Annotated in this window: 19 protein-coding genes; 3 read left to right on the forward strand and 16 right to left on the reverse strand. The window is 48.2% G+C overall.

What is annotated here, in order from left to right; translation table 11 throughout:
- The 13 genes from BUB37_RS17260 to BUB37_RS17315 all read right to left on the reverse strand — a co-directional run bounded on the left by BUB37_RS17260 (window position 1) and on the right by BUB37_RS17315 (window position 13,710).
- Window positions 1-3,432 carry a baseplate J/gp47 family protein gene (locus BUB37_RS17260; RefSeq protein WP_072995084.1) on the reverse strand — a complete coding sequence of 1,144 codons (3,432 nt, stop codon included), beginning with the start codon at window positions 3,430-3,432 and terminating at the stop codon, window positions 1-3.
- Window positions 3,429-3,863, reverse strand: coding sequence for a GPW/gp25 family protein (locus BUB37_RS17265; protein WP_072995085.1), 435 nt, complete (start codon window positions 3,861-3,863; stop codon window positions 3,429-3,431). The genes BUB37_RS17260 and BUB37_RS17265 overlap by 4 nt, the downstream gene beginning before the upstream one ends.
- Before the next feature lie 3 nt (window positions 3,864-3,866).
- Window positions 3,867-4,157 carry a PAAR domain-containing protein gene (locus BUB37_RS17270; protein ID WP_072995086.1) on the reverse strand — a complete coding sequence of 97 codons (291 nt, stop codon included), beginning with the start codon at window positions 4,155-4,157 and terminating at the stop codon, window positions 3,867-3,869.
- Window positions 4,158-4,168: 11 nt separating this feature from the next.
- Window positions 4,169-5,920 (reverse strand): type VI secretion system tip protein VgrG, encoded by a 1,752-nt coding sequence (vgrG, locus tag BUB37_RS17275; RefSeq protein ID WP_072995087.1) that lies wholly within the window; start codon window positions 5,918-5,920, stop codon window positions 4,169-4,171.
- Window positions 5,920-6,633 (reverse strand): CIS tube protein, encoded by a 714-nt coding sequence (locus tag BUB37_RS17280; protein ID WP_072995088.1) that lies wholly within the window; start codon window positions 6,631-6,633, stop codon window positions 5,920-5,922. Before BUB37_RS17280 ends, vgrG begins: the two co-directional genes overlap by 1 nt.
- Window positions 6,633-6,803 carry a DUF5908 family protein gene (locus tag BUB37_RS21675; RefSeq protein WP_170863185.1) on the reverse strand — a complete coding sequence of 57 codons (171 nt, stop codon included), beginning with the start codon at window positions 6,801-6,803 and terminating at the stop codon, window positions 6,633-6,635. Before BUB37_RS21675 ends, BUB37_RS17280 begins: the two co-directional genes overlap by 1 nt.
- Window positions 6,804-6,814: 11 nt before the next feature.
- Window positions 6,815-7,264 carry a phage tail protein gene (locus BUB37_RS17285; protein ID WP_072995089.1) on the reverse strand — a complete coding sequence of 150 codons (450 nt, stop codon included), beginning with the start codon at window positions 7,262-7,264 and terminating at the stop codon, window positions 6,815-6,817.
- Window positions 7,265-7,269: 5 nt separating this feature from the next.
- Complete coding sequence (locus tag BUB37_RS17290; RefSeq protein WP_244526880.1) at window positions 7,270-7,704, reverse strand: phage tail protein; 435 nt, start codon at window positions 7,702-7,704, stop codon at window positions 7,270-7,272.
- A gap of 40 nt (window positions 7,705-7,744) precedes the next feature.
- Window positions 7,745-9,196, reverse strand: a complete 1,452-nt coding sequence (locus tag BUB37_RS17295; protein ID WP_072995090.1) for a phage tail sheath family protein — start codon at window positions 9,194-9,196, stop codon at window positions 7,745-7,747.
- Between the two features lie 23 nt (window positions 9,197-9,219).
- Window positions 9,220-11,067: a phage tail sheath C-terminal domain-containing protein gene (locus tag BUB37_RS21810; RefSeq protein ID WP_072995091.1), complete on the reverse strand. Its 1,848-nt coding sequence runs from the start codon at window positions 11,065-11,067 to the stop codon at window positions 9,220-9,222.
- Window positions 11,068-11,081: 14 nt separating this feature from the next.
- Window positions 11,082-12,215: a hypothetical protein gene (locus BUB37_RS17305; RefSeq protein WP_072995092.1), complete on the reverse strand. Its 1,134-nt coding sequence runs from the start codon at window positions 12,213-12,215 to the stop codon at window positions 11,082-11,084.
- A 2-nt stretch (window positions 12,216-12,217) separates the two neighbouring features.
- Window positions 12,218-12,820: a Pvc16 family protein gene (locus tag BUB37_RS17310; protein ID WP_072995093.1), complete on the reverse strand. Its 603-nt coding sequence runs from the start codon at window positions 12,818-12,820 to the stop codon at window positions 12,218-12,220.
- A 182-nt stretch (window positions 12,821-13,002) separates the two neighbouring features.
- Entirely contained in the window at window positions 13,003-13,710 is a 708-nt protein-coding gene (locus tag BUB37_RS17315) for a response regulator transcription factor (protein ID WP_244526881.1), read from the reverse strand.
- A 397-nt stretch (window positions 13,711-14,107) separates the two neighbouring features.
- Between BUB37_RS17315 and BUB37_RS17320 the strand changes: the two genes are divergently transcribed.
- From BUB37_RS17320 to BUB37_RS17330, 3 genes are all read left to right on the forward strand, one after another.
- Window positions 14,108-14,470 carry a hypothetical protein gene (locus tag BUB37_RS17320; RefSeq protein ID WP_139278133.1) on the forward strand — a complete coding sequence of 121 codons (363 nt, stop codon included), beginning with the start codon at window positions 14,108-14,110 and terminating at the stop codon, window positions 14,468-14,470.
- 7 nt (window positions 14,471-14,477) lie between these two features.
- On the forward strand, window positions 14,478-16,115 hold the full coding sequence (locus BUB37_RS17325) for an FAD-binding protein (protein ID WP_072995095.1): 1,638 nt from the start codon (window positions 14,478-14,480) through the stop codon (window positions 16,113-16,115).
- 313 nt (window positions 16,116-16,428) lie between these two features.
- On the forward strand, window positions 16,429-20,751 hold the full coding sequence (locus tag BUB37_RS17330; protein ID WP_072995096.1) for a hypothetical protein: 4,323 nt from the start codon (window positions 16,429-16,431) through the stop codon (window positions 20,749-20,751).
- A gap of 72 nt (window positions 20,752-20,823) precedes the next feature.
- On the opposite strand, the gene BUB37_RS17335 is transcribed toward BUB37_RS17330, so the two are convergent.
- Genes BUB37_RS17335 through BUB37_RS17345 form a run of 3 tightly spaced genes read right to left on the reverse strand, consistent with a single transcriptional unit; the run spans window position 20,824 to window position 25,868 of the window.
- A complete protein-coding gene (locus tag BUB37_RS17335; RefSeq protein ID WP_072995097.1) occupies window positions 20,824-21,321 on the reverse strand; it encodes a hypothetical protein in 498 nt (165 codons plus the stop codon).
- Between the two features lie 3 nt (window positions 21,322-21,324).
- Entirely contained in the window at window positions 21,325-23,097 is a 1,773-nt protein-coding gene (locus tag BUB37_RS17340) for an amidohydrolase family protein (RefSeq protein WP_072995098.1), read from the reverse strand.
- 11 nt (window positions 23,098-23,108) lie between these two features.
- Window positions 23,109-25,868 (reverse strand): S8 family serine peptidase, encoded by a 2,760-nt coding sequence (locus tag BUB37_RS17345; protein ID WP_072995099.1) that lies wholly within the window; start codon window positions 25,866-25,868, stop codon window positions 23,109-23,111.
- Window positions 25,869-25,877 lie beyond the last annotated feature (9 nt).

Genomic DNA, 25,877 nt, shown 5'->3' on the forward strand with positions numbered 1-25,877 from the left:
TTAGCATTTATCGGTTACGGTCAGTTGTTTGGTACTATGGATGACATTGTCTTCACATTGGCATTGGTCGGAGGCATTGGCGGCGATCTCCCTTATCGTATGCCCATCGGCCGAGCCGATGATGGAGACCGAGGTGAGGGCAATGGCCTCATCGACGTCCTTACCGGGGTTGTTATCGGGATCTTCCCTTACGATATGGTACATTTTAAAGCAGGTCACATAATCGACATAAGACCTTTCCTCTACGAAATTCAGGATGACGGACTTATGGATTTTTCCCCCAAAGACGATATCGGAAGCGCAACTGGAAGCCCAAGGCGATAAAAAGTGCTTGATTTCCCCTTGCAGTTTTGAAATGTGGTACCCCACATCGATCCCGTGATGGAACTTGACCTGAAAATCGACCTTGATCTCTTCGTAGAGGGGATTCTTTATATGGATCATCGCACAGGGCGGCTTGATCGTATCGATAAACGAAGCGATCTCGGTCAATTGGTCGAGGCTGGCCCTCGGCCTTAAAGGGTCTACCGCATTTTTATTTTGCACATTGGCCACGATAACCAAGGTTACATGCCCGGGCCTGGTTTCGCTATAATTCGTCAGGCTTCCGTCAAAAAGGGTGTGGTTAATGCATTTGACCTTATATACTTTCGGGAACTTCTCCAAGATCAAATGCTCATAGTCCCATATGGCAATGGCCCTGTTCTTATGCCTTAACCTTTCGCTTACCCGGGTATAGAAGGCTTTTTCCTTTTCCGGGGGCCTACCCTCGGAAGAGGCGTACGGTTGCTCCAACTTCTTGATGGCCGCATCGGCGTTCACCAGCTTGGCGATGGTCTCTTTCGGCAGTGCGTTCTCCAAGAACTTGGGATCGTTACCGGCATCGGCAAAGGAGGCGCTAATGGCCTGTGCCCTGATGGCCACGATATCGCAAACGGCATCCGAATCCTTGCCCACACTGGCCTTTAGCCAATAACGATCGGGAGGCATTCTGCTGTTCCCCAACGCTATGCCCCGGGGAATGTCAAATTTTACGATCCCCGAAGTGAGCAGGCCATTGGTGCCATCGCCCAGCAGCATACCCGCATCGAAGGGCTGCCAGGTTTCTTCGGAGAGATAGCTCCATTTCACCTCTTGCTTGGCCTTTTCAGGATTCGCACTCCCCTCGGCCACCTGGATCAGCAGGGCCAGGGTTTGGGGCGGGTTTAAATTATCCACACCTATGTACAGACTTCCCTCATCGGCCATTTGGGGCAGCAAGGTAGTGGATGCCTTCTTGCGGTCTACTTCGTAATTTCCAAAGGGTTCCAAATGAAAAAATTGCTCCACCGTATCGGGGCCTTCTTCCCCGGTAGACTTACTGTCGAGCTTAAACGAGACACTGGAGCGGTAGTAGAGCGAGAGCTCCTCTATTGTCGGCACATAAGGCGGGTTCGGCAGGGTCCACTCGTCACTTCCCTGCGCGATGGCAAAGGCCTTGGCATCCGCGGTTTTCACAGCTCTTAAGATGTTGGGGTCCGTAGCCTCCCCTCCCTTGTCAGAATCGTTGGCCATGTTGATGGCGTGGTAGGCGTAGGCATTTTGAAATTCGCTATGTCCAAAATCCCTACCCTTCAAGGAAAGGCGCATAAAGCCTTTTGGCAAAGAGGCCTGGTAGGCTTCGAAATCCCCGATTCCCACATGGCGGGGAAGGTTCTTTAAGCTGTCGCCTTCCTCCTCGATCTTGCTAGGGGCCTCTGCCGAGGGCAGTGGTGTACCATCGGCAATGGCCTTCCCTTCCAAATCGGTAAAGAGCGGCCGGTCATCGGCAATTTCGACCCACTTCTTTTTACTGAGTACTTCAATTTTGGTCTTGAACCCCGTATTGTCCCTGTCGTCGGTGGTATTTGCCACGTGATAGTGTTTGTAGTGTCCGCTAAACCCCGAGGAGTTTTGGGGCAGGTCGACCCATTGGAATTTTAGGGCGAGGTAGTCCAGCTTCTTTTGGAAGACCTCGGTGGAGCCTATGTAGAATTTACTCCCCAAATGAGGCTGGCTACCGAAAATCGGCATCGGTTTGGTGGGATCGAGCCTCCCGTTGTCGTTTTGGACGATAATGTTTCGGATTCCGGGACTATCGTTGGTCCCTGAGTCGACCTCAACGGCGAGTTCCGCATGGCTCACGCCGGCATTCTTAAGCGTTTTATAGAGCGATGCATCATCGGGACCATCTTCCACCAACACCTTTAAGACCGGCCACTGCGTTTTTATATGTTCTTGGAGCACCTCGTTGTCGTAGGCGACCACTGCCGGTTGATCGGCTTCCAGGCGGGCAACAATCCTTATCTTCCACCCCGCTTCACCCACCTTTTTCAAAAGCAGTTCCTCAAGGCCTTTTTTGGGATACAATTTCTTTATGTATGCCGCATTTTTTTTGGATAGGGATTGGTAATAGAACAGGGGAGCATCGACATCGTCGACAATTTTCGCTTCGAGCCATTCCTCCTCCCCCGAGAGCAGGATCCTTACCCGGTCTTTAATGTACTGGGCCACCTTGGTCTTGGTCGACCTTAGGTTGAGCGACAGGGTAAGCTCTATTTTTCGTTCCCCTTCCGCCAAATAAAGTATCGGACTGGCGATGGCGAAGCCTACCTGGGTTTGTTGCCTGTCGGCTATTTTGGTACCGGATGCATTGCCTTCGTCGATTACAAAATCGGGGCGTCCGAAAACGCGCCAGTCCTGCTCTTCGGTCTCTATTTCCTGCCCCAGCCCATCGGCGGAATCCGCTATCGGGGAACGGTACATCCTATGATCCGTTCTTGGCAAACCGGCCTGCCCGCGCCATATATCGTGCATGTTGACAAAAAGGGCCTTCAACTCGGCCACTTGGGCCTTGTTGATTACGGTATCCTCGTTGAGTTTGTACCTAACCTCCACCCCGGTATTGTCCTTACCGGCCTTGAGTTCGGTACCGGCCTTTAGCAAATGGCTATCGATATGCTTGGCCAATTCGAACAAGACCGAAACCTTGTCGGGTTCGGCCGGCTTTTCCCTTAATCGCAAGACCTCCTTGTAGTAATAATCGAGGTGTCTTTCGGTAATCGTATTCATGTCATCCTGAACCACCCTGAACATATAGAGAAAACCGAAGAACAGGGCTTCGTGGGGCCTGGTGACCTGATTGAGCTTTAATTGTGCCAAATAATCCTCCAAGGAAAAACTCTTCCATTCCTCAACGGTTATCGCAAAGAAATCTTCCCAATGCGAATCGATTTGGTCCTTATCGTCAAAAAAATTGATCTCTTGCGCAAAACGCTGCACAAAGGCCCATAGGTCTTTCATGCTCCGTTCGTCAACGGCCACATAAGAGGGCAGCAGGGTATTCAACGTACGTTGTTGCTGGCTGGTACCGTCCCTTCTTAAAGGGTTGTTATGAAGACAGTTTTTGCTCATTCCAAGATATTTGTTCCTTCGTTCAGATAGAATGGGAAGACCAGGTTAGATCGGGTGTTGCTGGAAATAATGGTATAATCGATGGTGACTTTCAGGGTTCCGTTAAGGGATTGCTGCAGGGCCTCGACCTTATCGACAAAAACCCTGGGTTCGTGTACCAAAATGGCCTTTTTGATCTCTTCGGAAATGTAGGTGGCCGTATTGGCGTCGAGCGGCTCAAAGATGAGGGTGCGTACACTGGTACCATAGCCGGGGCGCAACAACCTGCTGCCCCTGATGGTGGTCAACAGAATGATAAGGCTTTCCTTTACATCTTGTTCGTGCTGTACCAGGGCGACCCCATTGTTGCCGCGGGCAAAGGTGACGGGGAATTTCCATCCCCTCCCCAAGAAGCCTTTGTTATCTATTCTTTCGTTTTCTTCCTTTGCCATGACCTATCCTATTAGAACTGTAAATTCGCCCAAGATTATGCTTCCGCCGTGCGAGGTCGAATCTCCCAACCTTGCGGCCGGCATGCCTCCTATCATCACCGTACTTGAACCGGCAATGATGGTATCGGGCGGTCCGGTACAGGTAGCCATATCGCCCACCCGGGCGGCCGGCATCCCCCCTATAAGTACCGTGGCCTCGCCCGCCGGCAAGATCGGGCCGCCTACGTGCGGTACCGTACCCGTTACCATGGGACAAACATGCATATCGTTTACTCTTGCGGCCGGTGCTCCCATTTTTCTGTTTTTTAGTTAATTTGAACCAATGATCCCTTTAGTGTGAGGGTGGCGCTTGATGACACCTCGGCCCCTGACGCCCCTTCGGCCTTTAAGGCCGATTGCGCCTTGAGGTTGACGTTTGTGCCCTCTATGTTCACATCGCCCGAGGCTTTTATATTTACATCACCGGCACTATCGAGGGCGATTCCATCGCTGTTCATGGTGACTTGGTTCCCGTTTTCATCTTCCAATTGAATGCCCCCCTCATCTTCCGACAAGAGCAGTTTGTTGCCGTTGGGGGTTTCCAAAAGGATATGGTTTTTATCGTCGTCGAAGACCAATTTCATTTCGCTTCTACTTACATAGCCCTTCTCGTTGTTCTCTTCGGTAGCCTCGAAGGGTGCCGGTCTTGCACTACTGTGTACCATACCTATTACAATTGGGTTTCTTGGGTCTTCGTTGAGAAAGCCGACGATTACTTCGTCATCTACCTCCGGTAAAAAGAAGCTTCCCCTATTGTCTCCCGCATCCAATGTGGTAATGCGCGCCCATGTTCCCTCCTCCTCGGTACTGATTATCGGAAGTTTCACCTTGATCCTGTTTTCTCCACGGGGGTCATCGTGCACAGCGGTTACCTTGCCCACGTGTAGTCCACTGATGGCCGGCAACAAGGCCGAGGAAGGAATGGCCTGTACATCGTCGTAGGTTTCGGTCAGGAATTTGGGATCCAACCCGATCTGTAGGTGGGTATTCCAATTCGAGGCGTACGAATGGCTGACCCCCGACACAAAGGCCGTTCCGTTAAACCGGTCGCCTACCCCTTCCAAATGGACGAGGTCGCCCGGTTTGATTGCGTTGTTTCCGAGAATTTTTATCCTTCCCGTTATTTTCGACAATTGGCTCCTTAACATCCTTGCATTGGTCCACGATTGCAGTTCTTCCGGATCTAAACTACCGGAATGCTGATAGTTGAGCGGATCCACCCCTAGGGTTGCCGATAGGTCGGCCGACGATAGGTTTCCCTGTTCGGTAATCTGCCGGGGCTGGTTGCTGCTTGTGACCACCTCTTGGTTGGCCGTGTCCCAGGCCCGGGTTTCGATGGTCGAAAACTGGTTTCGCGCATCCATCTCAAAATCGAATTCGAGGATATTGTGCCCGTAGGCAAGGTTGGCCACAGGTTCTTGTCCGAAGTCGGGTGCGGCAATTTTTAGGGTGGCATCGTCCGCCATTACCAGTTGCCCGTTGGTTTCTGCCCTTGAGACCATGAAATCCCAATCGGTGCAGTAGTATTGCACCATTTGGGCATGGACCGTGTCCGTGGCCTCGATATCAGGGGTTATATCGGAATAATCCCCCAAAACCGTCTGTATGACATCGCTATCGGTGCTATCGGAAAAGTATCGGTTCTTTCTCCCCACCGTCAGTTTTACGGCCTCTCCCTTGGCCTCGACGATGAGCAACGAGTTGGAATTGGCCCCCGTGGTCTTAATACCGTGCTTGACGATAAGGCCCTTAAAAACGGCTTCTTCCTCCCCGAGGTAGCCCAATTTTATTTCCATCGTTTTGCCGGGTACGAGGGCATCCTCGTTGCTCGACACAAAGTCCGCTTCGGCCACACTGCCATCGACCAGTTCGATCCGGGCCGTCGGTATTTTGTTGATGGCCTTGGTCACGGCCAGGGTTCGCACGGTAAAGGCACCGTCGAGCTCGGTTCCATCGACCAGTATGCGATACGAGGGTCTTTCGGTCCCTTTCGGAATGTGTAGGTCTGCTAATAACATTAGACACTTTGTTTTTCAACCGGGGGCAGAATAATTTCCTGTCCCGGTCTGATATTTCTAAAATTTGACAAATTGTTGGCCTTGGCTATTTCGATATAATAGGAGGAATTGCCATATACCTCATTGGCGATCAAGGGCAGGGTTTCGCCCGCCTTGACAATGTGTACCTTGGTCAGGTCGGACGAGAACAATTTGTTCAGCGCCGCTTGGATCACCCTAAACTCGTGCCCGACGAAGGTGGCGGTAACCGTGGCCCTCAGGGGTCTTCCGATTCCGCTGAACATGGTATAGTTTACCTGGGCACTTTTGAGCTTGCAATTAAAAATAAAAGTGCCCCATACGAGGGTAAGGCTCCTCGGCTTATGCTCCTCGGGATCGACATCACCCGTAAGTTTCAGAAACAGTTCAATTTCCAGATCCACCCCTCCCACAGCCTTCGCGGCCTCTCCGTTGATGGAATTTACCGAGGTTCCCGTGGCATCGAAGAGAAATTCGAAGGTAACCTCGCCACTTTGCACGCTGTGATAGCTTTGCTCCTGGCCGTTATCGCCAGGTATACACTGGGCCTGGTAGTTTACGGCGATATTTTTCGACAGTTTTTCAGGATTGTACATAACGGGATAAGGAATGGGCAAGCCCTTGGGCATACCGTTCTCATCGGCGTGGTACGAAAAAATCATCATCTTTAACAAAACACCGTCCAATACCCCCATTACCTTTCGTTTTGGTTCTTGATCATTTTCAAGACTTCGTCAACCTGCACCTGGCCCGTTTCGGCCGGTGTAGGGTCGGAACAACTTTGCTCCGCTGCTCCCGTATTCGATTTTTTATTCTGCCCATCGACCGTGGTTCGGATGATAAGCTCCTTAATTTCAACCGGCATATCTCATTTTTTTAGCTTACTTCCAATCTTCGGAAATATTGAAAACTCAGTTCTATGGTTTCGATTACGATTTCATTCTGCTGGGCGCCAAAAGTCGATATGGACCATTTGACCGGGTAGGCCTTTATAAAGCTCCAGGATTCCAGTGGCTCGTGGTCGGCATTCAGCAGGGTAACCGTAACATCCTTGGGGTCAAAACTAAAGGACTCGACGGCATCCCTGAACCATGCGATCAGTTTCGAGCCGATCAGGAGGCCGCGTTTCAGCACCAATTTTTCATAGGTAACCCTATCCGCCAATCGATGGACAAACCTGTTCTCGCCCCCTTCGTTATAGGTAAATTCGCCGATATTGGCGTTTAAGCCCGACACTTCCTGAAAGCGGATATCATTTCCGTCGGAGGTGATTCCCTCGATATCGACACGAAAGTGAAAACCGACAGGTGGATAGTAGTTGGCCATGGTCTTTAGACGAATTCAATGTTAAGCCCTTCATGGCATAGTTCGATCGTTTCAACGGCCACTTCGTTGCCCGTCGAGTTAAGGGAAGGCCCCTCTACCTTGCACGGCCAGGCCGATTTTACCTTCCACACCGTAACCGGTTCGTGTTCCTCGTTCAAAAGGCTTATGGTAATGTCGCGTCTTTCGATTTGATTCAAGGAAACCGTATTCAGCCATTGAAAAAATTCGTTGTCGGCCCTGAACATACCTCGCTTTAAGGTGATGTTGGAATATTGTGGAATACCGGGCATTTTGGTCACATGGTATTCGGCGGCATTTCCTTCTCTGTAATCTATTGATTGAAGTTCTACCGACAAGCCGGAAACTTCTGTAAATCCGATACGTGTTCCGCCCCATTCTACTTGAAAATGAAATACCGAAACGGGATAATTGATAGCCATAATGTATTGTTTTAATTATTATTTGTTTATCGATTTCTGGTTAAGACTCCTGAAGTTTGTGGGAGAATTTTAGGATGATGAATTCGGCCGGCCTTACGGCGGCCAGGCCAATTTCGACGTTCATCCTACCTTCCAAAATATCTTGGGCGGTCATGGTTTCCCCCAATCCGACCTTGACAAAAAAGGCATGTTCGGGCTTTGCTCCTGCCAAGGCCCCATCCCTCCAAAGACCGATCAGGAAGTTTTCGATCATGGCCTTGGTCCTTACCCAGGTAAGCTTGCTATTGGGTTCAAAGACCACGAATTCGGTCGCTTTTTTTACCGACTCCTCAATAAAGATGTACAACCTTCTTACCGGAACATAGCGCCATTCGTTATCGTTTCCGGCCAAGGTACGGGCGCCCCATATGAGTATGCCCTTTCCGGAAAAGGCCCGGACCACATTTATCGATTTTCCCGTAGACGGGTCTACGTTCAGGTTGTCTTGCATTTCATTGGTCACCAAAACCTTAGGGGCCAATACGGAATTGAGCCCTACGTTGGCGGGCGCCTTCCAAACGCCCCTGTTCGCATCTACCCGGGCATAGGCCCCTACTATGGCAGGAGAGGGAGGCAACTCTACGTACAACTTCCCTATTTCGGCAATGACCGAGCGGTAGATACTGGGGTTCGCCGCCTCAAGACCCGTCAGGTCGCCACTGAAATCCTCGGCCCCACCGGGCAGGGCCGTACCGCTTCCGCCATCTTCCTGAAGGTGGCTGATGGTAACGGTAGTCTCGGAATATCCGTGGTTGAGGGTGGTTTTTAGGTCGGGACCGTAACTCGCCCCGTATTTCAAATAGTTCATTCCCAGGGCCGTTCGATAGCTTTCGGTCTCGGTGGTATCGGTGATATCGCCCTTGAAATCGGCTACCGTGAACCTGTCCTGTACTTTGTTGCAGAGCGTTAATGCGGCAACTACCACCAAACCATATTCGCCCTGGGTAGCCAATTTGGTAGCTTCGGGAAAGACCAAAAGGGTAGGTTCATCTACCTTTTCGATAGCGTTTAGTCCTCCCGTCAAACCGCCAGCGATCCCGGTAGTAGAGCCATCGCCCACGATAATGGGATCGCCGTAGCCTCCAACGGAAACCACATAACACGGTCCGCCCCCATTGGCAAAATACAGGCTCATACAATGATATAATATGTAATTGGAGGCCGTTGCCGTCAGCTCCGATGCGTAAGTACGCCCTAAAAGAGCACCGGCGGGATCAAAGGTATCCCTTATGTTTACCGTAATATTTTCGTCGACCGCCCCTCCGAACAACTCGATATACTCGAGCATGGAGGTAATTCTTTGCGGCTTGAACTTGAGGTCGGTCCCTTCTTCGTCGACAGTGACGGCCGTATGTCCGATAAAGGCGGGCACGGCAGTGGCAACCGGCGCAATGGAGGCCGGCAAGGTCGAAATTTCTTCAATATATACTCCGGGTGTGTTATACGTGGGCATGATCTATGGTTTTAACTGTTATTTTATGATTCCTGTAGTTTGTGGGAGAATTTGAGAATGATGAATTCGGCAGGTCTTACGGCCGCCACACCGATTTCTATGTTCATCCTACCTTCGAGAATGTCAACGGCGGTCATCGTTTCCCCGAGGCCGATTTTTACAAAAAAGGCATGCTCGGGCTTAGCTCCCGCCAAGGCCCCGTCGCGCCAGAGCTGGGTGAGGAAGTTTTCGATCATCGCCTTGGTCCTTACCCAAGTGGGCTTGCTATTCGGTTCAAAAATGACGAACTCGGTGGCCTTCTTGATCGATTCTTCCATAAAGTTGTAAAAGCGCCTTACCGGAACATAGCGCCATTCGTTATCGTTTCCTGCAAGGGTCCTGGCCCCCCAGACCATGTTCCCCTTTCCGTTAAAGAAGCGGATCGCATTGATCGATTTGCCCGTAGTGGCATCGACGTTTAGATCGGCCTGTTCGGCTTTCGTAATCTGTATCACCGGTTCTTTCACCATTGCCACACTAACATTGGCCGGGGCTTTCCAAACGCCCCGATCACGATCGACGGAGGCATAAATACCGGCCATGGCACCGCAGGGGTACAGCACGACCTTGTGCTTTTGTATTTCTTTTTTGATCCTATTGTATAACTCGGTATCGATATAGCGATCAAGCCCCCCTTCAAAGGTTCTTCCCGATAGGCTAGCGCCCATACCCGACGCGGGGGTATACTCAAGTTCCAAGTCATTGCCCGCAGCTCCGTCGGCCTTCGCGGTAAGCGTAATTACATTGGCCGTTCGTTGGGACGTCGCCTCGGCCGCGGCCAAATTGTTGATGGCCGAATTCAGGTTCTGTGCCGTGCCGTTCGGGGAAGCCCCTAGTTCGAACTCATCATCGGGACCGCCCCCCGCATCGGTGCAGGTAAAGACCTGTGTTCCTATCTGAACCGTATCCCCGGCCACCATATTGGTCGCCTCGATGGTAATGGTTGCAGTCGCCTTCAAGGGGATGTCGTCCCCGGCCAAGGTTTGCCCGGTAATTACCGCACTTAGTCTCTGTCCGTCCCAAATGGCCCCGTTTCCGCCGGTGGTCGTATCGGAAATGCTTACGGTATCATCGGAAAAGGCATATTCGATCTGGGTTTTCAAGGAGGGGTAGTATGCTGCCCCATATTTTAAATAATCAGGCCCCACATTGTCGTTTCTAAAACTGTTGCCATCGTTAAAAACCGTAGACAATGCGCTGGCCTCTACGTCCATCACGGCAAAACGGTCTTGTAGCTTATTGCACTGAACCAGCATGTTGTCGTAAATGGTTTTTCTGTTGGCATCGTCCAGCATAATTGCCTCCGGCACGGTCAGGATCGTTATTTCGTCAATTTCCTCACATGCCGACAAGCCCTCGTTCAGTGCGCCTGAGTCGATATCGGTGGCAGCGGTCGGAATGTCCGCATCGTCGGGAAAGGTCGCCGGGTCGTCATCGCCATTGTTATAGGTACCTACCGATACGACATAACAGGTGCCTCCCCCGTTGGCGTAGAACATCCTTACCTGGTAATAGAGTATATAAGGAGATTCGAGGGGAGTGGTTCCCACACTGCTTACCGCTATTTGGGTTTGGACCTCCCCTTCCGGGGGGTCGGTCAGTTCTACGCTGTAGTACTCCTGAAAGGCTCCCCCAAAATGGGCTTCAAACTCGAGCATGGATGTAATCCGAACAGGTGTTCTCGTTGTTGCCGGGTCAATGGCCACATTATCTACAATGGCCTTTTCAGTATAGCCAATAAAAGCGGGTACCGCCGTAGCCACAGGGGCTACCGATGCTGGGAGCGTACTTATTTCCTCAATATAAACGCCCGGTGTTCTGTAATCTGCCATAATTGTTCTCTCTTTTAAATGAATACGAATATTTCTTTCTCTATATCGCCCCCATTTTCCTTTTCGACCGTATTGGCCGGTGGGTTCGACAGGTGTTCGACCATTACTTGGTCCGACGGTTTCAAGACGAGCTTCACATTCAGCTTCGGTTCTTCAAAACTTGGTATCTTGTCGCTCGATTTAAAAACCACGGTATCGTATCCCTTTACTTTGATACTGGTATGGGGCTCGGTTCCCTCGAGGTTAAAATCGACGTTGGCGTAGGGTGGGCCTCCACCGGAAGGTGAATCCTCTATACTTAAATTGGTCGTTGGATCGGATAGGTTTAGCGATTTTGTCTTATTTACCACCAGGTACTTCCAGAAGGCCGTCTTTCTTTCAAACCTTAAGCGGTAGTACTCGGTGGCCCCGTACATGTGGCCGGTAGCGGTATTGTATTTAATATCCACAATACCCAAAATTCCTTGCCCTGTAGACTGGTCGTCGATAAGCACTGTTTCTTCCCTTAGGATCGTGGCGCCTGAATCATTTGTAATGGTAATCGTATAAACACCGCTGACCTTATTTCTAACATCTACCTGTTGGTGAAATTGCTTGCTGTCGTCCCGGGTAAGGTTTAAGATGGTGGGCAGATCGTTCCCGGCCGCATCCTTCCCTACCGAAACCAGGTTGCCTTCGCTGTCGGCCATCTTAAACTTGGTTTTCGTATGGGTGGTTCCCAAGGAGAAAGAATAGGTGAACAATTTGGTGAACGCCCTGTCCAATAGGGTATGTGTCAACACCTCGGGCGATTCGGGATCGGCACTCGCCTGGGCGGGGTTATTCGTAAAATAAAGTTTGTTGCCGACTACATAGTTGTTGGCCGTATCGAGTTTGGTGATGTTAAAGAAGGCATCACTGCCCTCTGTGGTAAGGTAGAACCTAAAAACGATGTCCGGGCCCAAATCGATAAAGGGGGATGTTCTGTCGCTATCCGCCTTAAATAGGACCACTGCATTGTTGCCCAAGCTTTTGAACAGCATTTTTCCGTTGCCCAATATTCTCTTTGTGTTGGCATCCGGTTTTAGGGCAAGCGCCCTATTAATGCCGTCCTTGAAATATTCGTGCAATAGCGATAATGAAAACAGCCTGTTGTATTTCGTCGTCACGCTTATTTGTTTTTAGCCAGTAAATCAATTTCCTCGATCGGTCGGGCGTCGCTTATCAACTCATCTTCCTGAATGGTGATCATTCTTACCTTGTACAGGACGGAAGGAAGGTACTTGGTGCCCAGTACGCTCCAAAAATTGTACATCTGTTCAAAGGAATAAGAGTAAAGGTCCATGACCAGTTTTTTTATTTTGGGCTCCTCGGCTGCCAGAACCGGCGAGTTATCGTGGGTAAAAACATTTTTCGCCTGGAAAAAGGAGATTACGTGTGACAACTGCTTTAGCCCCTCATAATAGTCATCGGAAGGATCGTCTATATTTTTATTTTGATAATTGGCGGAAATTAGGATGTAGAGGTTCAGCTTTATCTCGGGGTTTCTATATTCTACCGTACCGTCGCCATTGATAAAAGTGGCGCTCTGCTCTTTAAAGACCTTTTCCTCTTCGATATTGACCAATGACAGGCCCAGGGCCTTATCGGGAATGGCCACACCTCCCTCGCCCGAAACATGGGTCAAAAAAACCTTGTCCTCATCCAGGCCGTTCTTGATCTTTAAATAATCGTTGACCGACCGGGTCAAAAACTTTAACGTCGAATGGATCATGGCAAATTCGATTAAGTTCAAAACAATAGAACAGGGGAATATGCTACTTAGGGGAAGTTTTTTTGGGGAAGGGATTTTGAAACGAATGGGTAATACCATTCGCGAATACCTGCAAGGTTCAAAGAAAAAGCCTTCGAAACAATCCCCATAAATGGGGATTTTGCCTTTTTAGTTATACCATTCTATAGAAAGGGCTCCAGGCAGATAAAGTCGGCCGCTTTTTTTACCAGGTGTGCGGTGTTCCTCACCTGAAACTTTTCAATCAAATTTTTACGGTGCGATATGGCCGTATGGTTACTGATGAACAAAATATCGGCAATTTCCTTGGATGAGAAACCATTGGCGATAAGCCGTAGAACCTCCTCTTCCCTAGAAGATATGTTCAAAGGGCCTTGGTTTGAAGCCGGGGCACCGTCACCTGGACCCGAGCGTTTCAAATGCCGCTCTATTCTTTCCTTTTCGGTTACATCGTGCCAATAATTTATGGCGATTCTCCGACCATCGACTTGGTGGAAACAAATCTCATGCCTTAAGTACATCCGGTCTCCATTACAATTGGTAATATGGTAACTCAAGACAAGGGGAATCTTGGTATCCGGATTCATAAAAATATTGTGGACCTGGGCTTTAACGGCCAATACCTCTCCAGGATCGATCATTGAAAACCAAAAGTTCCATCCATCTGCCAGTAATTCGAAACCGTTTTCTCCGATACTGTCCCTTAACTTCTTGTTGCAGTAAGAAAAGTTACCTTGTTCCTCCCCACAGATACCGATCATCAACCCGTACGAGCGTTCGCAGGCCTCTTTGATTTTCGCCATCTTCGATACAACGGCATCTTCAAAAACGCTATTGGGACCTAGGCTTGGGTGCAATTCTAAAAAGTTCATTTTCATTGGGGTTATTCATGAATATACCTCCTTTCAGCGAGTCGCCATAACAGAATTGTATAGTTGGTATGGATTGCCTTATAGACTACATCTTTCGGTCGATTCTTCATAACAAAAGGGCTCTTTAACCCCAAAAGTTCCCGATGGCCCACCTCGGGTCCGTGGGCCTGCAAAACAAAATGACCGGGGCGCACCATCACCACCACAAAACGAAACAACGGCACAAAACACTCACAAACAAATACTTAAAAACCAACTAGTCGTACATTATACCGTGCTAGACATACATAAAACGGGGAGCGGTATCCGTTTTATGACTATCTTATCCTTAGCTTCCCCTTTTTAGTTTCACCAAGTTTTGGTAGAGATTCGGTTTCACAACAAAAACTCCAAACAAATGACCTCGAGACTTCACAAAACCATTCTTTCGGGAGCCACTGCGCTAATTGCCATGTCCTTACTCCAATCGTGCTACACCACACGATTGGTAAGCACGCACGGCGTGCCGATGCCCCCGGAAACCATGGAAGGCCAAGATTGGTACCGCGATAAAATGTTCGGGGAATATGTGGCCGTGGTCAAAACCTCTGTACTTACCGACGGTATGATGATCAAGGTACCCAAGGAGAAATGCGAATCGGGACAGCTGTTTTCGGTCGAATTTACCGATACCTTCGGGGGCAACCTACTGTACTTGGCGACCTTTGGAAGCCGAAGAAAAGTGAAGATCAAATATGTATGTATGATTCCTGATATGTAAAAAAACCATGGCCAAGACAAGCGAATTATTAGTTGGAAAATGGGACACCCTTCACGAGAACGGGCTCTTCGACCTAAAACGTCAGTACATCACCCGCCACGAAAGCAAGGCGACCATGCCCAGTAGGGTCGACCGTTACAACGACGGGGCCAAGGAAATACAGGCCCTGATCCAAAAGTGCATAGACGAAGACGAAGGCTTCCGTGCCTACGGCTCGCGATGGTCGATGTCGAACATCGCCCATCAGAAGGACAATATGCACCAAAACAACCTGATGTACCTCGACCTCGAGGTCGTAGAAGACGATATACACCCCGATTCGGAATATGCGCATGAAAACATCTTCTTTTTCGAATGCGGCAACACCATTAAGCGCATTTCACAAAAACTGAACGAATACGGCAAATCCTTAAAGACAACGGGGGCCAGCAACGGCCAGACCATTGCGGGCTGTATTTCGACCGGGGTGCACGGATCGGCCTTCGACGTGGGCGCGGTACAGGATTATGTGGTGGGACTAAATATTATCACGGGGCCGAAGGCTTCGGACAATGTGTACCTTGAGCGGCATACCCGACCCGGCTTAAACGACGCCTTTGCAAACCGAATAAATGCCCGGGTAATCCGAAACGACGAACTGTTCAATGCCGCTTTGGTAGGGCTCGGCAGTTTTGGTTTTATCCATGGGGTAGCCCTCGAAGCCGAGGATCTTTTTTTGCTTGACCGTTATGTTACACGTATCGATAAAAAATTGGCCCTGGCGCTATCGAAAAACCTGGATTTCGAGAACTCCGATTTTAAGATCGCGGGAGAGGTAGGCCCGGACGGCAAACCCAACAGGCCCTATCACTACAAAATTTTTATCAACCCCTATGTCGACGACGACCGGTATGTAGTGGAGGCCATGTACAAGAAAAAATACGAGATGGCCTACCCCGACCCCTTTGGCAAGATCGAAAAATCGATTTACAGGGACCTCATCTATCTGTTGATCAAATTCAGTGAGAAGTTCCCCAAGAGCATTCCCTGGTTTATCAAGAGTTTGCAGAAAAGCATCTTGCCCGAAATTACCAAGGACGAAGAAAAAATCAGGGCCACGCTCTACGAAACCTTTTGGGACGCCGGTTATAAGGGCCCCGCCTTTGCCTGTTCGGTGGGCGTGGCCATCGAGGATTCTGAAAAGGCGCTGAACGCCTTGGTCAAAATGACCAAAAAGCACCCGATACCAGGTATTTTCGCCATGCGCTACGTCGACCAAACGAAGGCTACCTTGGGTTTTACCCGGTTTCACAAGACCTGCGTCATCGAAATAGACGGTATCCAATGGGAAAAATCGAGCAAAATACCGAGCCTTGAAGAATATGCCCGTTTTATGATCGAAGCGCTACAGGCCGAAAACATACCGTTTACCGTGCATTGGGGAAAAAGTATGGACTATGCCTTTCCCGGCCTGGCCGAATACATGTACGGAGACAGGGTTGAAAAATGGAAGAATTGCCGAAGCTGGCTGCTTTCCGAAAAAATGGCCCGGGTATTTTCCAACGACTTTATTGCGACCCTTGGCCTGGATACCTACCACAACGTACCCCACGATTTTATTGAATCGTTGGACAAAAACGGGCAGCCGATACAGTCGATAGTGTAGACGAAAGGCTATCACCAATTGGACTTTACATAAATGACGCAATGCGCTACATAATTCAAACAATTGATTTTCAGATACCTACACAAAGCCAACCACACAGATTCCCATACCATCCATACATTTAACACCTCAGGTAAGGTAAAAACTTAATAAATTAAGTTTTTACCTGTTCGACCAAAGGCAACCCATCTCAATTTTCTTCCCCTGATTTTCCGACGTACAACATAACAGGCATTCATGTTATGGTTCATTAAAACATCACGGATATTGAAATTACAAAATCAAGAACTTAACCCCGCCCAAACTAACCACCATGGCCACTACATCGAAAAAAGGGAGTTCGATAAGCAAGACCTTTACTGCCAGAAAGCGCTTATTTACAATGCTCACCATAGCAGTAGCTATACTCGGCGTGCTGTTCGCCCTATACTATTCCTATATTAAGAATAACGAATACCACTATCAAGAAAGCAGATTGCGTAGTCTTAATGCCAATTTTAAGATAATCAAAAAGCAATTGGACAATGGGTTTCAGAAATTATCCTCAACGAATTACGAAAGTATCTTCTCCAGTAAAAGTATTATTGACAAGGCCATGGAAGAAATCAAGGCCGGAACACCCAATTGGGACGATATACTCAAGGATTTAGACGAAGCTGAATTGGATGGAAACCAACATAGGGCCGACGACAGTGATTTATTAGGTAAAATACGGAAAGCCAAGACCATATATGAAATCGTGCAGATAACCGAGCCAAAGATCGGTAACCGGGGAATTAAAGGCGTATCCCTACGCTTTAACATTGAGAGGCTTGCGGAAAAATATATTGAAGCAAAGCACAGACTCACCGAAGAAAAAACAAATACCAAAAGTGTTTGGAAATTCGTTGAAAGCGATTTCGAGGTACCCAATCAGCTAAGACAGGAGTTTGATGAATATATCCTCATATTCAAGAACAATTCGATTAGCGTCGATAAGGAGACGAAGGTTCCGGACAAGACACCAACATCCTTAAGAAAACCCATTATAAGAACATCATTGGACGGTACCGTTGCCTTACCGGACTCGCTTGAAAAACTTGACCCCTATAACTTGGGGCTGGTTCTCGGCGTTCCTAAGGAAAAGGTCAAATATCAATTTTTCTCTCGAAACTACACTTATAAAACATCTCTTGACCCTACGATTGAGTATGGCATTCAAATAATAGGTTTTGTCGAAACGGAAAAATACAAGGCTGCCAACAGACAACTTGACGCTTGGATCATTACGCTATTGTCCCTCTTTCTTCTTTTGGCCCTTTTTGGGCTGCCTTACTTTAAAATGCTTTTCATTGCCGAAGACGAACGGGTCTTTAGTAATGATGTCATTCTCTCGGGCATATCGATAGTGGTAGGGGCCCCTGTTTTGATCTTGTTTTTTTTGTCGCTGATGAAATACTACAACGATTATGAATTGCACATTCCCGATAAGCTTAAAAATTTGACCCAAGACCTTCGGCTACGGTTCGAAGAGGAAAACGCCTCCATTGTGAAATCACTGTATTCAATGGACCTGAACCGCGAGGACCTTTTGTACGACACAATAGACAATGGGCCCCATATCGATTCAATTTACCCAAGCAAAGATCGATATAACAAGCATTTAAAATTTGTTTCGAAAACTAAGAACAACACTAAGGGAGAGGTCTATTATCACATCAAACTTATTGCCAACAAGGGCATTGAAAACACCAAGAACCTTGGACAAAGACCTTATTTTAAAGCCTTTAAGGATAGTAGCAATATTTGGTCCGTAGCACATAATAAATCGCTTATCAAATATGCCATGCGCCCGGTCGTCTCCATTGAAGACCAAAATGAAGAAGCTGTTTATATTCTTGAGAACCCAAAAGACCCCCTAAGAGGTTACCGAATAGGCTCCTCACAGTTAAAATCATTGCACGAGGCCATTTTGCCTTTTGGTTTTCAATTTGCAGTGATACATAAAGATGGAGGAGTCTGGTTTCATTCAGAAAAAGGAAGGGCTACTTTAGAAAATCTATTCGATGTAACCAGACACAACAACAAGTTTCTGGCCGCCATTGCAGGCAGGATAGATGCCCGCGGCAAGCTAACCTATAGGGACGAGGGAAAACTGTACCATGTTTCCCCAATAAAAGGGACCGATTTAAGTGTTGTTGCATTTTACGATATCGAATTGCTCCGTAGTCGAATTTCAGAGGTATTGACCATGTCGTGTATTATCCTGGCCATAGCTTTGATCGTCATCTTGATTATAACCATACTTTCATTGATTATTAGAAACCCAAAGCTGGGCCTATACCATTACGACCGCTTTCTTTTTGACTTTCTTACCCCGAAAAAGTCCTTGGCCCGCAATTATATGGTACTATCCTCCTCCCTCCTATTGGGACTGTTTTTACTTATAATCGTAGCGCTGTGCGCCCACAACATAAATCCGATCGAGTCCTTCCTTTTTTGTATCCTATTACCCATAAACTCTTATATAATCGTATTCTACGCCTTGCACCCACATGGTTATAAACCGGATATCAAATACTGTATCCGCGATTTCATTCTGTTTACCACTATTGTATTATTAAATTTACTTTTCTTTAAAATTAACGGTCCGAGTACCTATTTTACAATAATATTTTCCCTTCAAACACTCTACATCCTGTACATAGTATGGAGAAAATTCCAGTATGTAAAGAAGCCCAAAAATGCCACGGAGAACAAGACTTGGTTAGGCAAAAAGGAAAAGGCTGTCTTTAAAGCCTTTGCGGACTATTGTAGTCGGCTTAAGCTTCCGTATAAATATTGGTACGCCCTCTTTCTTTTTTCTTGGTTGCTTTTGGCCGTAATATTTCCAACGTTCTTGATATTCACCAACATTGAAACAAAGAACGACGGGGTTTGGCTAAGGATTGATCAGTATTATATGGCCCACAAGTACATGGACAAGGAAAACAACCTTAAAATCAACTTAAGTCCATTTAAATCAGAGCGTAGGGGTTTCGAAAGTCTTTATGAAACTTTTTTAAAAGAAGGCCAATATCACCCAAACCTTTGTTTGGAATTTGTTAAAGGGGAGCAAGGAGATGGCCAAGAACAGGAACCAACTACCGAACTTGACAACTTTCTTTGGTCGATTTGGCCGGCATACGACAATCGTATCAATCTTTTTCAAGGCCTCATCAAAAAAAGAGCGGACGATTTAAGCTGGGCCGCTAGAGGAAGCAACGATGATTCAGAAGCTCCAAGGGACTTTACGTTAACTAACCGGAACCAGGCCAAAATAGTGATTGGTTATGAGGTTCCCCAGCACAAGATAAAAAGGGATTACACATTGCTCTTCGTAAAATCCACAGGGTTTGCAATCATCTTATTGGGATTGTTTTCCTTGATCTTGTTCTTTATCGACCGCTACTTTGCCTTTCGGTTTAGCCATTTAAAGGCGAACGATTTCGACACCAATAAAGAGGCCCAATATGCGGCGAAATTCAGTAGGATAATCAATGATGTGGATTCAAATTCAGGTTTGCTATTGATCGGGCCTCCTTTTTCCGGAAAGCTCAATTTTGCCAAGGAAATCCTGAACAAATCGGTTTTCGAAAAAAGCATGGTGTTATCGATGTTACAGCTAGACGCGGTCAAGGACGATGCCGACCTAAAAGAAATAATGGAGGCGCTCACCATCTCTTCGGAAGATCAAGCAGATGGTGATTGGGAAACTTGTGAAGTTTTTATAATCGACCATTTAGAACACAATATCAAGTCCTATCGGGCCAACCACCTCAAGCTCAAGCTCATTCTATTTCTTATCTCGAAACACAAACGGATTATATTGATATCGGAAGTGTACCCCAGTCAAATTTTTGCGATGTACGAAAACACACCTGAAAGCCCAACCCTCCCCTGGGGAAGCCTGGAAGATGACTTTAACTCCTGGAGAAATATTTTGAGTGCTTTTCCCCAAGTTCTGATAGGCATTACCAAAAACCCCGAAAAGACCAAACTGAGGTGTACTTTTGGTCTTGATAAGAAGGAAATGCCCAGTCTGGAGGATATCAATTTACTTGTAGGGGAACTTGGCTATAGCAAGTTTTTACCAAACTTGGCACCAGTAATAGTGGCCAAGTCGATGAAGGACGAAAAAAAACCTTGCCTTGACATACAACATGTGATTATGCATACCCAAAACCTGGCCCACGGTTATTACAACGATATATGGAATACCTTGCCTACCCGAGAACGCTATTTGCTCTACGACCTGGCAAAAGACGGCTTTATGAACATAAAAAACAGGAACAGCCTCTTTTCCCTGATGAAAAAGGGCCTCATCGTATGGAAAGACGGACCCCGGATATTCAACTATAGTTTTAAAAACTTTGTTGTTACTTCGGTTTCGCTCAACGAAGCCCTCCGTCTCGAGAACAAGAATCGCGGCAACGGCAGTTGGGCAAACACCCGTATATTACTTTACTTGGTAATCGTGGCGATTATCGTATTTATCGGCTTGGGAAATCCCGAATTCATACAGGATTTTGAGGCGCTCATTACCGCCTTAGGTGGATTAGGGGCAATCATTCCTTTAGTAAGTAGGATGTTGGCCTCTGGCGGCCAGAAAACATGAGTATAGCAAGAATTCCTACCTACTTAAACGGACCTTATAAACCAACATGAAGGTAGGGATTGCCCATATGTATCAATACCGATTATCCAACTCGGGATACATCTTTCTCGCCCGGGCGGCCATGCTTGCCGCTGCGGGGTTGCCGACCCCGACCGATTCCATGGCCGTGCCATCGGAGGCATTACGCGGGCTTTCGCCCTGTTCGGCCTGAATGGCCATGGCCCCCAAAATAAGGGCCTTTTTACGTTCTTCGACCGCCTGTTCCCGAGCTGCTTCCTTTAGTTTTTCCTCTTCCTTTTTTCCAATTTCGGCCTGTTCGGCACGCCTTCGGTTCACTTCCTTACCAAACAGAAACCCGACGGCCGCAAAGACAATGGCCTCCACCCCGGAAAACAAATAGATCAACCGGCTCCAGGCCGGGTCGCCACTGTCTACCCTTCCTACCAAATAATAAATAAAGAAGCCGTAGCCTACCAACAAGGCCACCGCAATGATATACTGTAAGGAAGATGTACCGCTGGTAATGGCCGTTTTTTTATTGTGATTCCCTGTACCCATAACCTTCTGCATTGATCATTTTTTGACTTTTGTTCCGACCGGCCTTCGTTTGGGGACCGCATGTTTTCTCTTGTTCAAAAAATCATGCCCGTTATCGTACAAAATGTTCGAGACCACTTCCTTTAGGTCTTCATTCCGTTGAAGAAAGGGAAAAAGGTCCTTTGTTCCCCCGTACACTTTCTGATACCGCTTGGCCGCTACCGGAAGCCATTTCATCAAGCTCGCCTGCAATTCCTTGAACTGCCTACTATCGCTACAAAACTTGACCGATTCGATAAAGCCGTCAAAATTGCTGCCGATACATATAAATTCGTACGATTTTTTCTGTAAGGAGCCCTTTTTAGTCTTTAAATCGATTACCGCCATAATATGGATAATATTAAAACATAGACTGAGCGGATGTACGTCGTTGCGCCGGGGCTCTTGCCACGACTCCCCGCTTTTTATTTCGTCCGTGCTCGCATACTCCAATTTTCTAATACTGGTATAGGGGAAATAATAGGAAAAGTCGGCCGTGGTCAAAAATTCGCAAGTGGACGTGTTTTGTCCAAGGTCGGCACTGCGCCCCAAAATATCTACATCGAGACTGACCCCGATGAGGCCATCGCTTTTGGCAATTTCCACAATATCCTCATCCATCAAGTTGAGGGTGGTCGAATTAAACACATACTCCTTTTTGGTACCATTGCCCCAATACCCTGCCACTTTTGAGGTGTTGCAAATCTTTACCGTTTTAATGCCCTGGTCGACATGGTTGACACATTTTTCAACCACTAAGTTGTCTTTCCAACCCGCAAGGGAATATCCTGTAACCCCAACGTTGGACGCAATTAAGGGGATGTGTTCACACGCGTTGTCCCTTCGGAGCCGGTACAGGTCTTCCCGCGATTTAAGGCTCAGGTGCGTTATGTCGATCAAGACCCCGGTATCCTTTTTGCTTTTCAGGGGATCCTCCAATTGGTATGCCGTCAAGACCACTTCCTTACCCTGTTCGCTTAGGCCATGGCCAAAGGGATAGAAGGAAGGATGCCTTAGTGCCTTCGCCCCAAAGGCATGGGTGGCCAGGTGCTGCTCGGGGATGTAGGTCAAATGGGCCAGACTGAGGTACAACAGGTCCATTTTCGCTCCCTTTATGGTCTCGTAGAGGCGCTTCAACACTTTGGAGGGGTCATGTCTGTCTTTGGAAATGCCATAGATGGAACTAAAATGACCTTTGTTCTGAAACTCCCCAAAATCGTCATAGTCCATGGTATTGCCTATCTTTTTCATGCAGAGGTTGTGGCCGCCCTCAATGGCCAGGACAAGATTGGGTTTGCCCTCTTCCTCCCCTTGCTTAAAAAAACGGCTTATTAAATTTACCCTGCTTTCTTCGGTACTTTTCTGGTCTTTATCCACTTTCCGCAACTCCATGTACCGCAACACCTCCTTAAGGAACAGTTTGAGATAGGACACCTCGCCCTCCCTGATCGCATTAAAATAGGTTCGGTCGATCGGCTTCTTTAATTGGCCCCTTAAGACATCGTCGAAGAAGCCCTTGCTCGATGCCACGCCAAACTCTAGGGCCCCGACGGCGGCGACACCGTTTATACGGCCTTCGGCCAAATAATCGATACAGCATTGGCTTTCGAATTTACGGAGGATGGCTTCATCCGTATAGTCCCTAAACTCCTTTGACATTTCTATCGGCTTGGCCAAATTGTCCGCGCCCATACTGGCGTTGTCATTCAAACTTGACGCCAGGTGCTTTTTGGCCAAGGGGTGCAAATGCAGGTCGAAATACTTGTCCATAATCTTATTTTTTAGTTGAAACTTTCAAAATATACCTTGAGCAATTTTTCGGTCTGGTCCTCATCAAATTGATCATAGCTCTCAAAAACCTTGTTTACGGGTCTTCCCGTCATTGCGGCGACACTGATCCGGGCCCTTTCCGTTAGCGACTCCTGCCCTGTTGTACTTTCAAACCCGGGCGTTAGTTTCTTTCTGGCCGTATTCCACAGAAAATGTACGGTTTCGCGTACTCCCAGGTCCCATTGGGCGGGTTTTTCCTTGTCTTTATAGGCATGGGTTAGTCCGTCTAACAATTTTTTGATTTCCCCGTCTTCCGTAGGCATTTCCAGTTCCAGTAGTTTTTTTACGCTGAGGATACCGGCACCAAAGCGTTCCTCGTCCCATGTACTTCCATTTCCATTGGGGTCTTTTTCGGCCGTTTCCTTTAAATGCTTGCGGAACAGCTCCACGACCTGCCAAGGTTCCTTTACATGGTCTTTGATGAATTTAGAATGCTTGGCCTTCCACAGGGCCGCTGCCGAGGCCACGTGGGGCGTGGCATAGCTGGTTCCCGAGCCGAAGACCATGATATCTTCCTGCCGCTTGTTTTTAAAGGGCACGTAGACGTCTTCCCCGGGTGCCGCGATATCCACGGCCGGTCCATAGGAGGTGTAGCGCCAAGGTTCGTTGTTGGGATTGGTGGCCGCCACGGCAATGGTTCCGGGATATACCGCCGGGGCGATGACGGACTCGACCTTGTTACCTGCGGCACAGACCCAAATGATCCCACGCTCATAGGCCGTTTTGGCAATGCTATAGATCATGGGGCGCGGATAGCTGCCCATACACATAAATATGATATCGGCCTCCGCGTTTATGGCTTGGGAGACCGCATCGAAGAGATTACGGCCCCTACCGATCAAGATGACCGATTTGGAAATGCGGTAAGGGATCACCTTTACCAAGGCCTTGTCTTCCTTGCTGACGACCACCCCTTGGTTGCCGTCGTTCTTTATGGTACCATTGGCTTGTTTTCCCACAACGATACTGGCCGTTCGCGTACCGTGGCCCGGTTGGCGCAATATACCCATGCTCATTTCGTCGCGGGCATCCTCGCCATCGATAAAGTCTTCATCGTACAAGAGGTTGTAGCCGTCCAGAACCTTATTGTGGTCGGTATAACCGGTATCCAGCTGTACCAATTTTATATTGGTATCCGTAGGGATTTTTTGATCCAGGTCGACCTTGTCCAATTGGACGGCCTTCCTGTTCCACCCCCGGTATTCCAGGCTTTTACCTTGTTGAATATAGTCTTTGACCAAGTGGGCATTGGCCCATTTTATTTTAAAATCGCCCTCGCTCTTGTCCCAATCGGCGGTGCCGTCGTCCAAGGATTCCAGGCTTTCGTTTCTCGACCATCTCCCATAGTGGCCCGGCTTGATATCGGTGGCCATTTCAAGGTCGGGCGTACAGGTTTCGATTTGGGGAAGCCCCTCCAGATCGGCGGCTACTTCCCACGGACTTTTTTCCGATTCTACCTCGATGTAGAAGAAATTGCGGTGTGCTTTTTCGGTCGACATGGGATACAAGGGCTCACTCAACACCAGGCCGGGCACCAAGCTCGCGGCGTTCGCTTTCCAGTCTTGCTGCATTTCCTTTACCTCCGACAGTTGGATTTCAAAATATAGGGTGTGGACCTTAGTACTTTCTGAACGGTTCATAATGTATGTTTTGGAGGATGTAGTTCTGTTTTCCACCCGCGAAGGGGCAACCCTTCTTTCGGTATCCATGGTCCCTACCAAGGCCGCCTTGTGTTTTTCCATTGGCTTCGGCACCGGTATTTTTGCGATCATGTTCAGTATACTGCTGACCCGAATGCCCTCGTTCCCCATCCAATCGATCATATTGTCGGGGTCGCCGGGCTGTACTACGGACCCGTCTTTTCGCAACCATTGCCCATGCCTGTTTTTTCGGGGTACCGCAGAGTGGTGCAAGGCTACTACCTCACCCGTACCCAGGCCCAGGACCATGCTTCCGGACGACCCCGGCAGGGTATCCGATTCGTAAATGAGGAAGTCGTCCTTAAGTACCAACATACGAATGTCTTTCATTACTATCTTTTTGTAATCGCCCTTGGGGTGTTGTACGATGGCACAGTTTTCCCCATCGATGATCTTTCCCAATTTTTTGTCCAAACGTGCTGTGGGAAAGGTCGAAATCGGGGTCCCCCCGTTCGAAACCTTCTCCACGGCAACGATGGTAAAATCGAGACCGCTATACGGGTCGCTTGCATCCTTTTTGTAGTGGGATGTCACAAAGAACTCGTCGGGAAGCAGGTTAAAGCTTTCCGATTTGTTAGGGTTGCCTTGCTGGTCCAATTCGTAGTTGAACTGGATGGTGGAATTGGCGGCCACCTCTGCAGTGCCCAAGACGTGGTTATTGGTAAGAACCAGGTTCGGGGCGATCAAAAATCCGGTACCGTAACCTGTATTGCCCAATCGGGAATTGGTCGTTATTCTGCCTACCGCCCTAGAAAGCTCCACAATGCGTTGAATGATACGGATATCCTGAAAATTGGCTTCCCCGTTGATACGTTCCAGGGCCTGCAGCTCGGCTGTGCCCTCACGGGAAATCCGGTTGTGCAACCGCTCTTTATCGGTTTGAATCTCGGACAGTTCCAACTTCCCCTGGCGAACATGGGATATATCCGTTTTTATACGGTCGATATCGACCAGAACACTTGAATAGTTGGAATATGCCTCTTCGGCCAGCTCCCTTAGTTTATCATCCATGGTACTTAA

Origin of the sequence: Pseudozobellia thermophila (assembly GCF_900141855.1) — a bacterium.
GTDB lineage: Bacteria > Bacteroidota > Bacteroidia > Flavobacteriales > Flavobacteriaceae > Pseudozobellia > Pseudozobellia thermophila.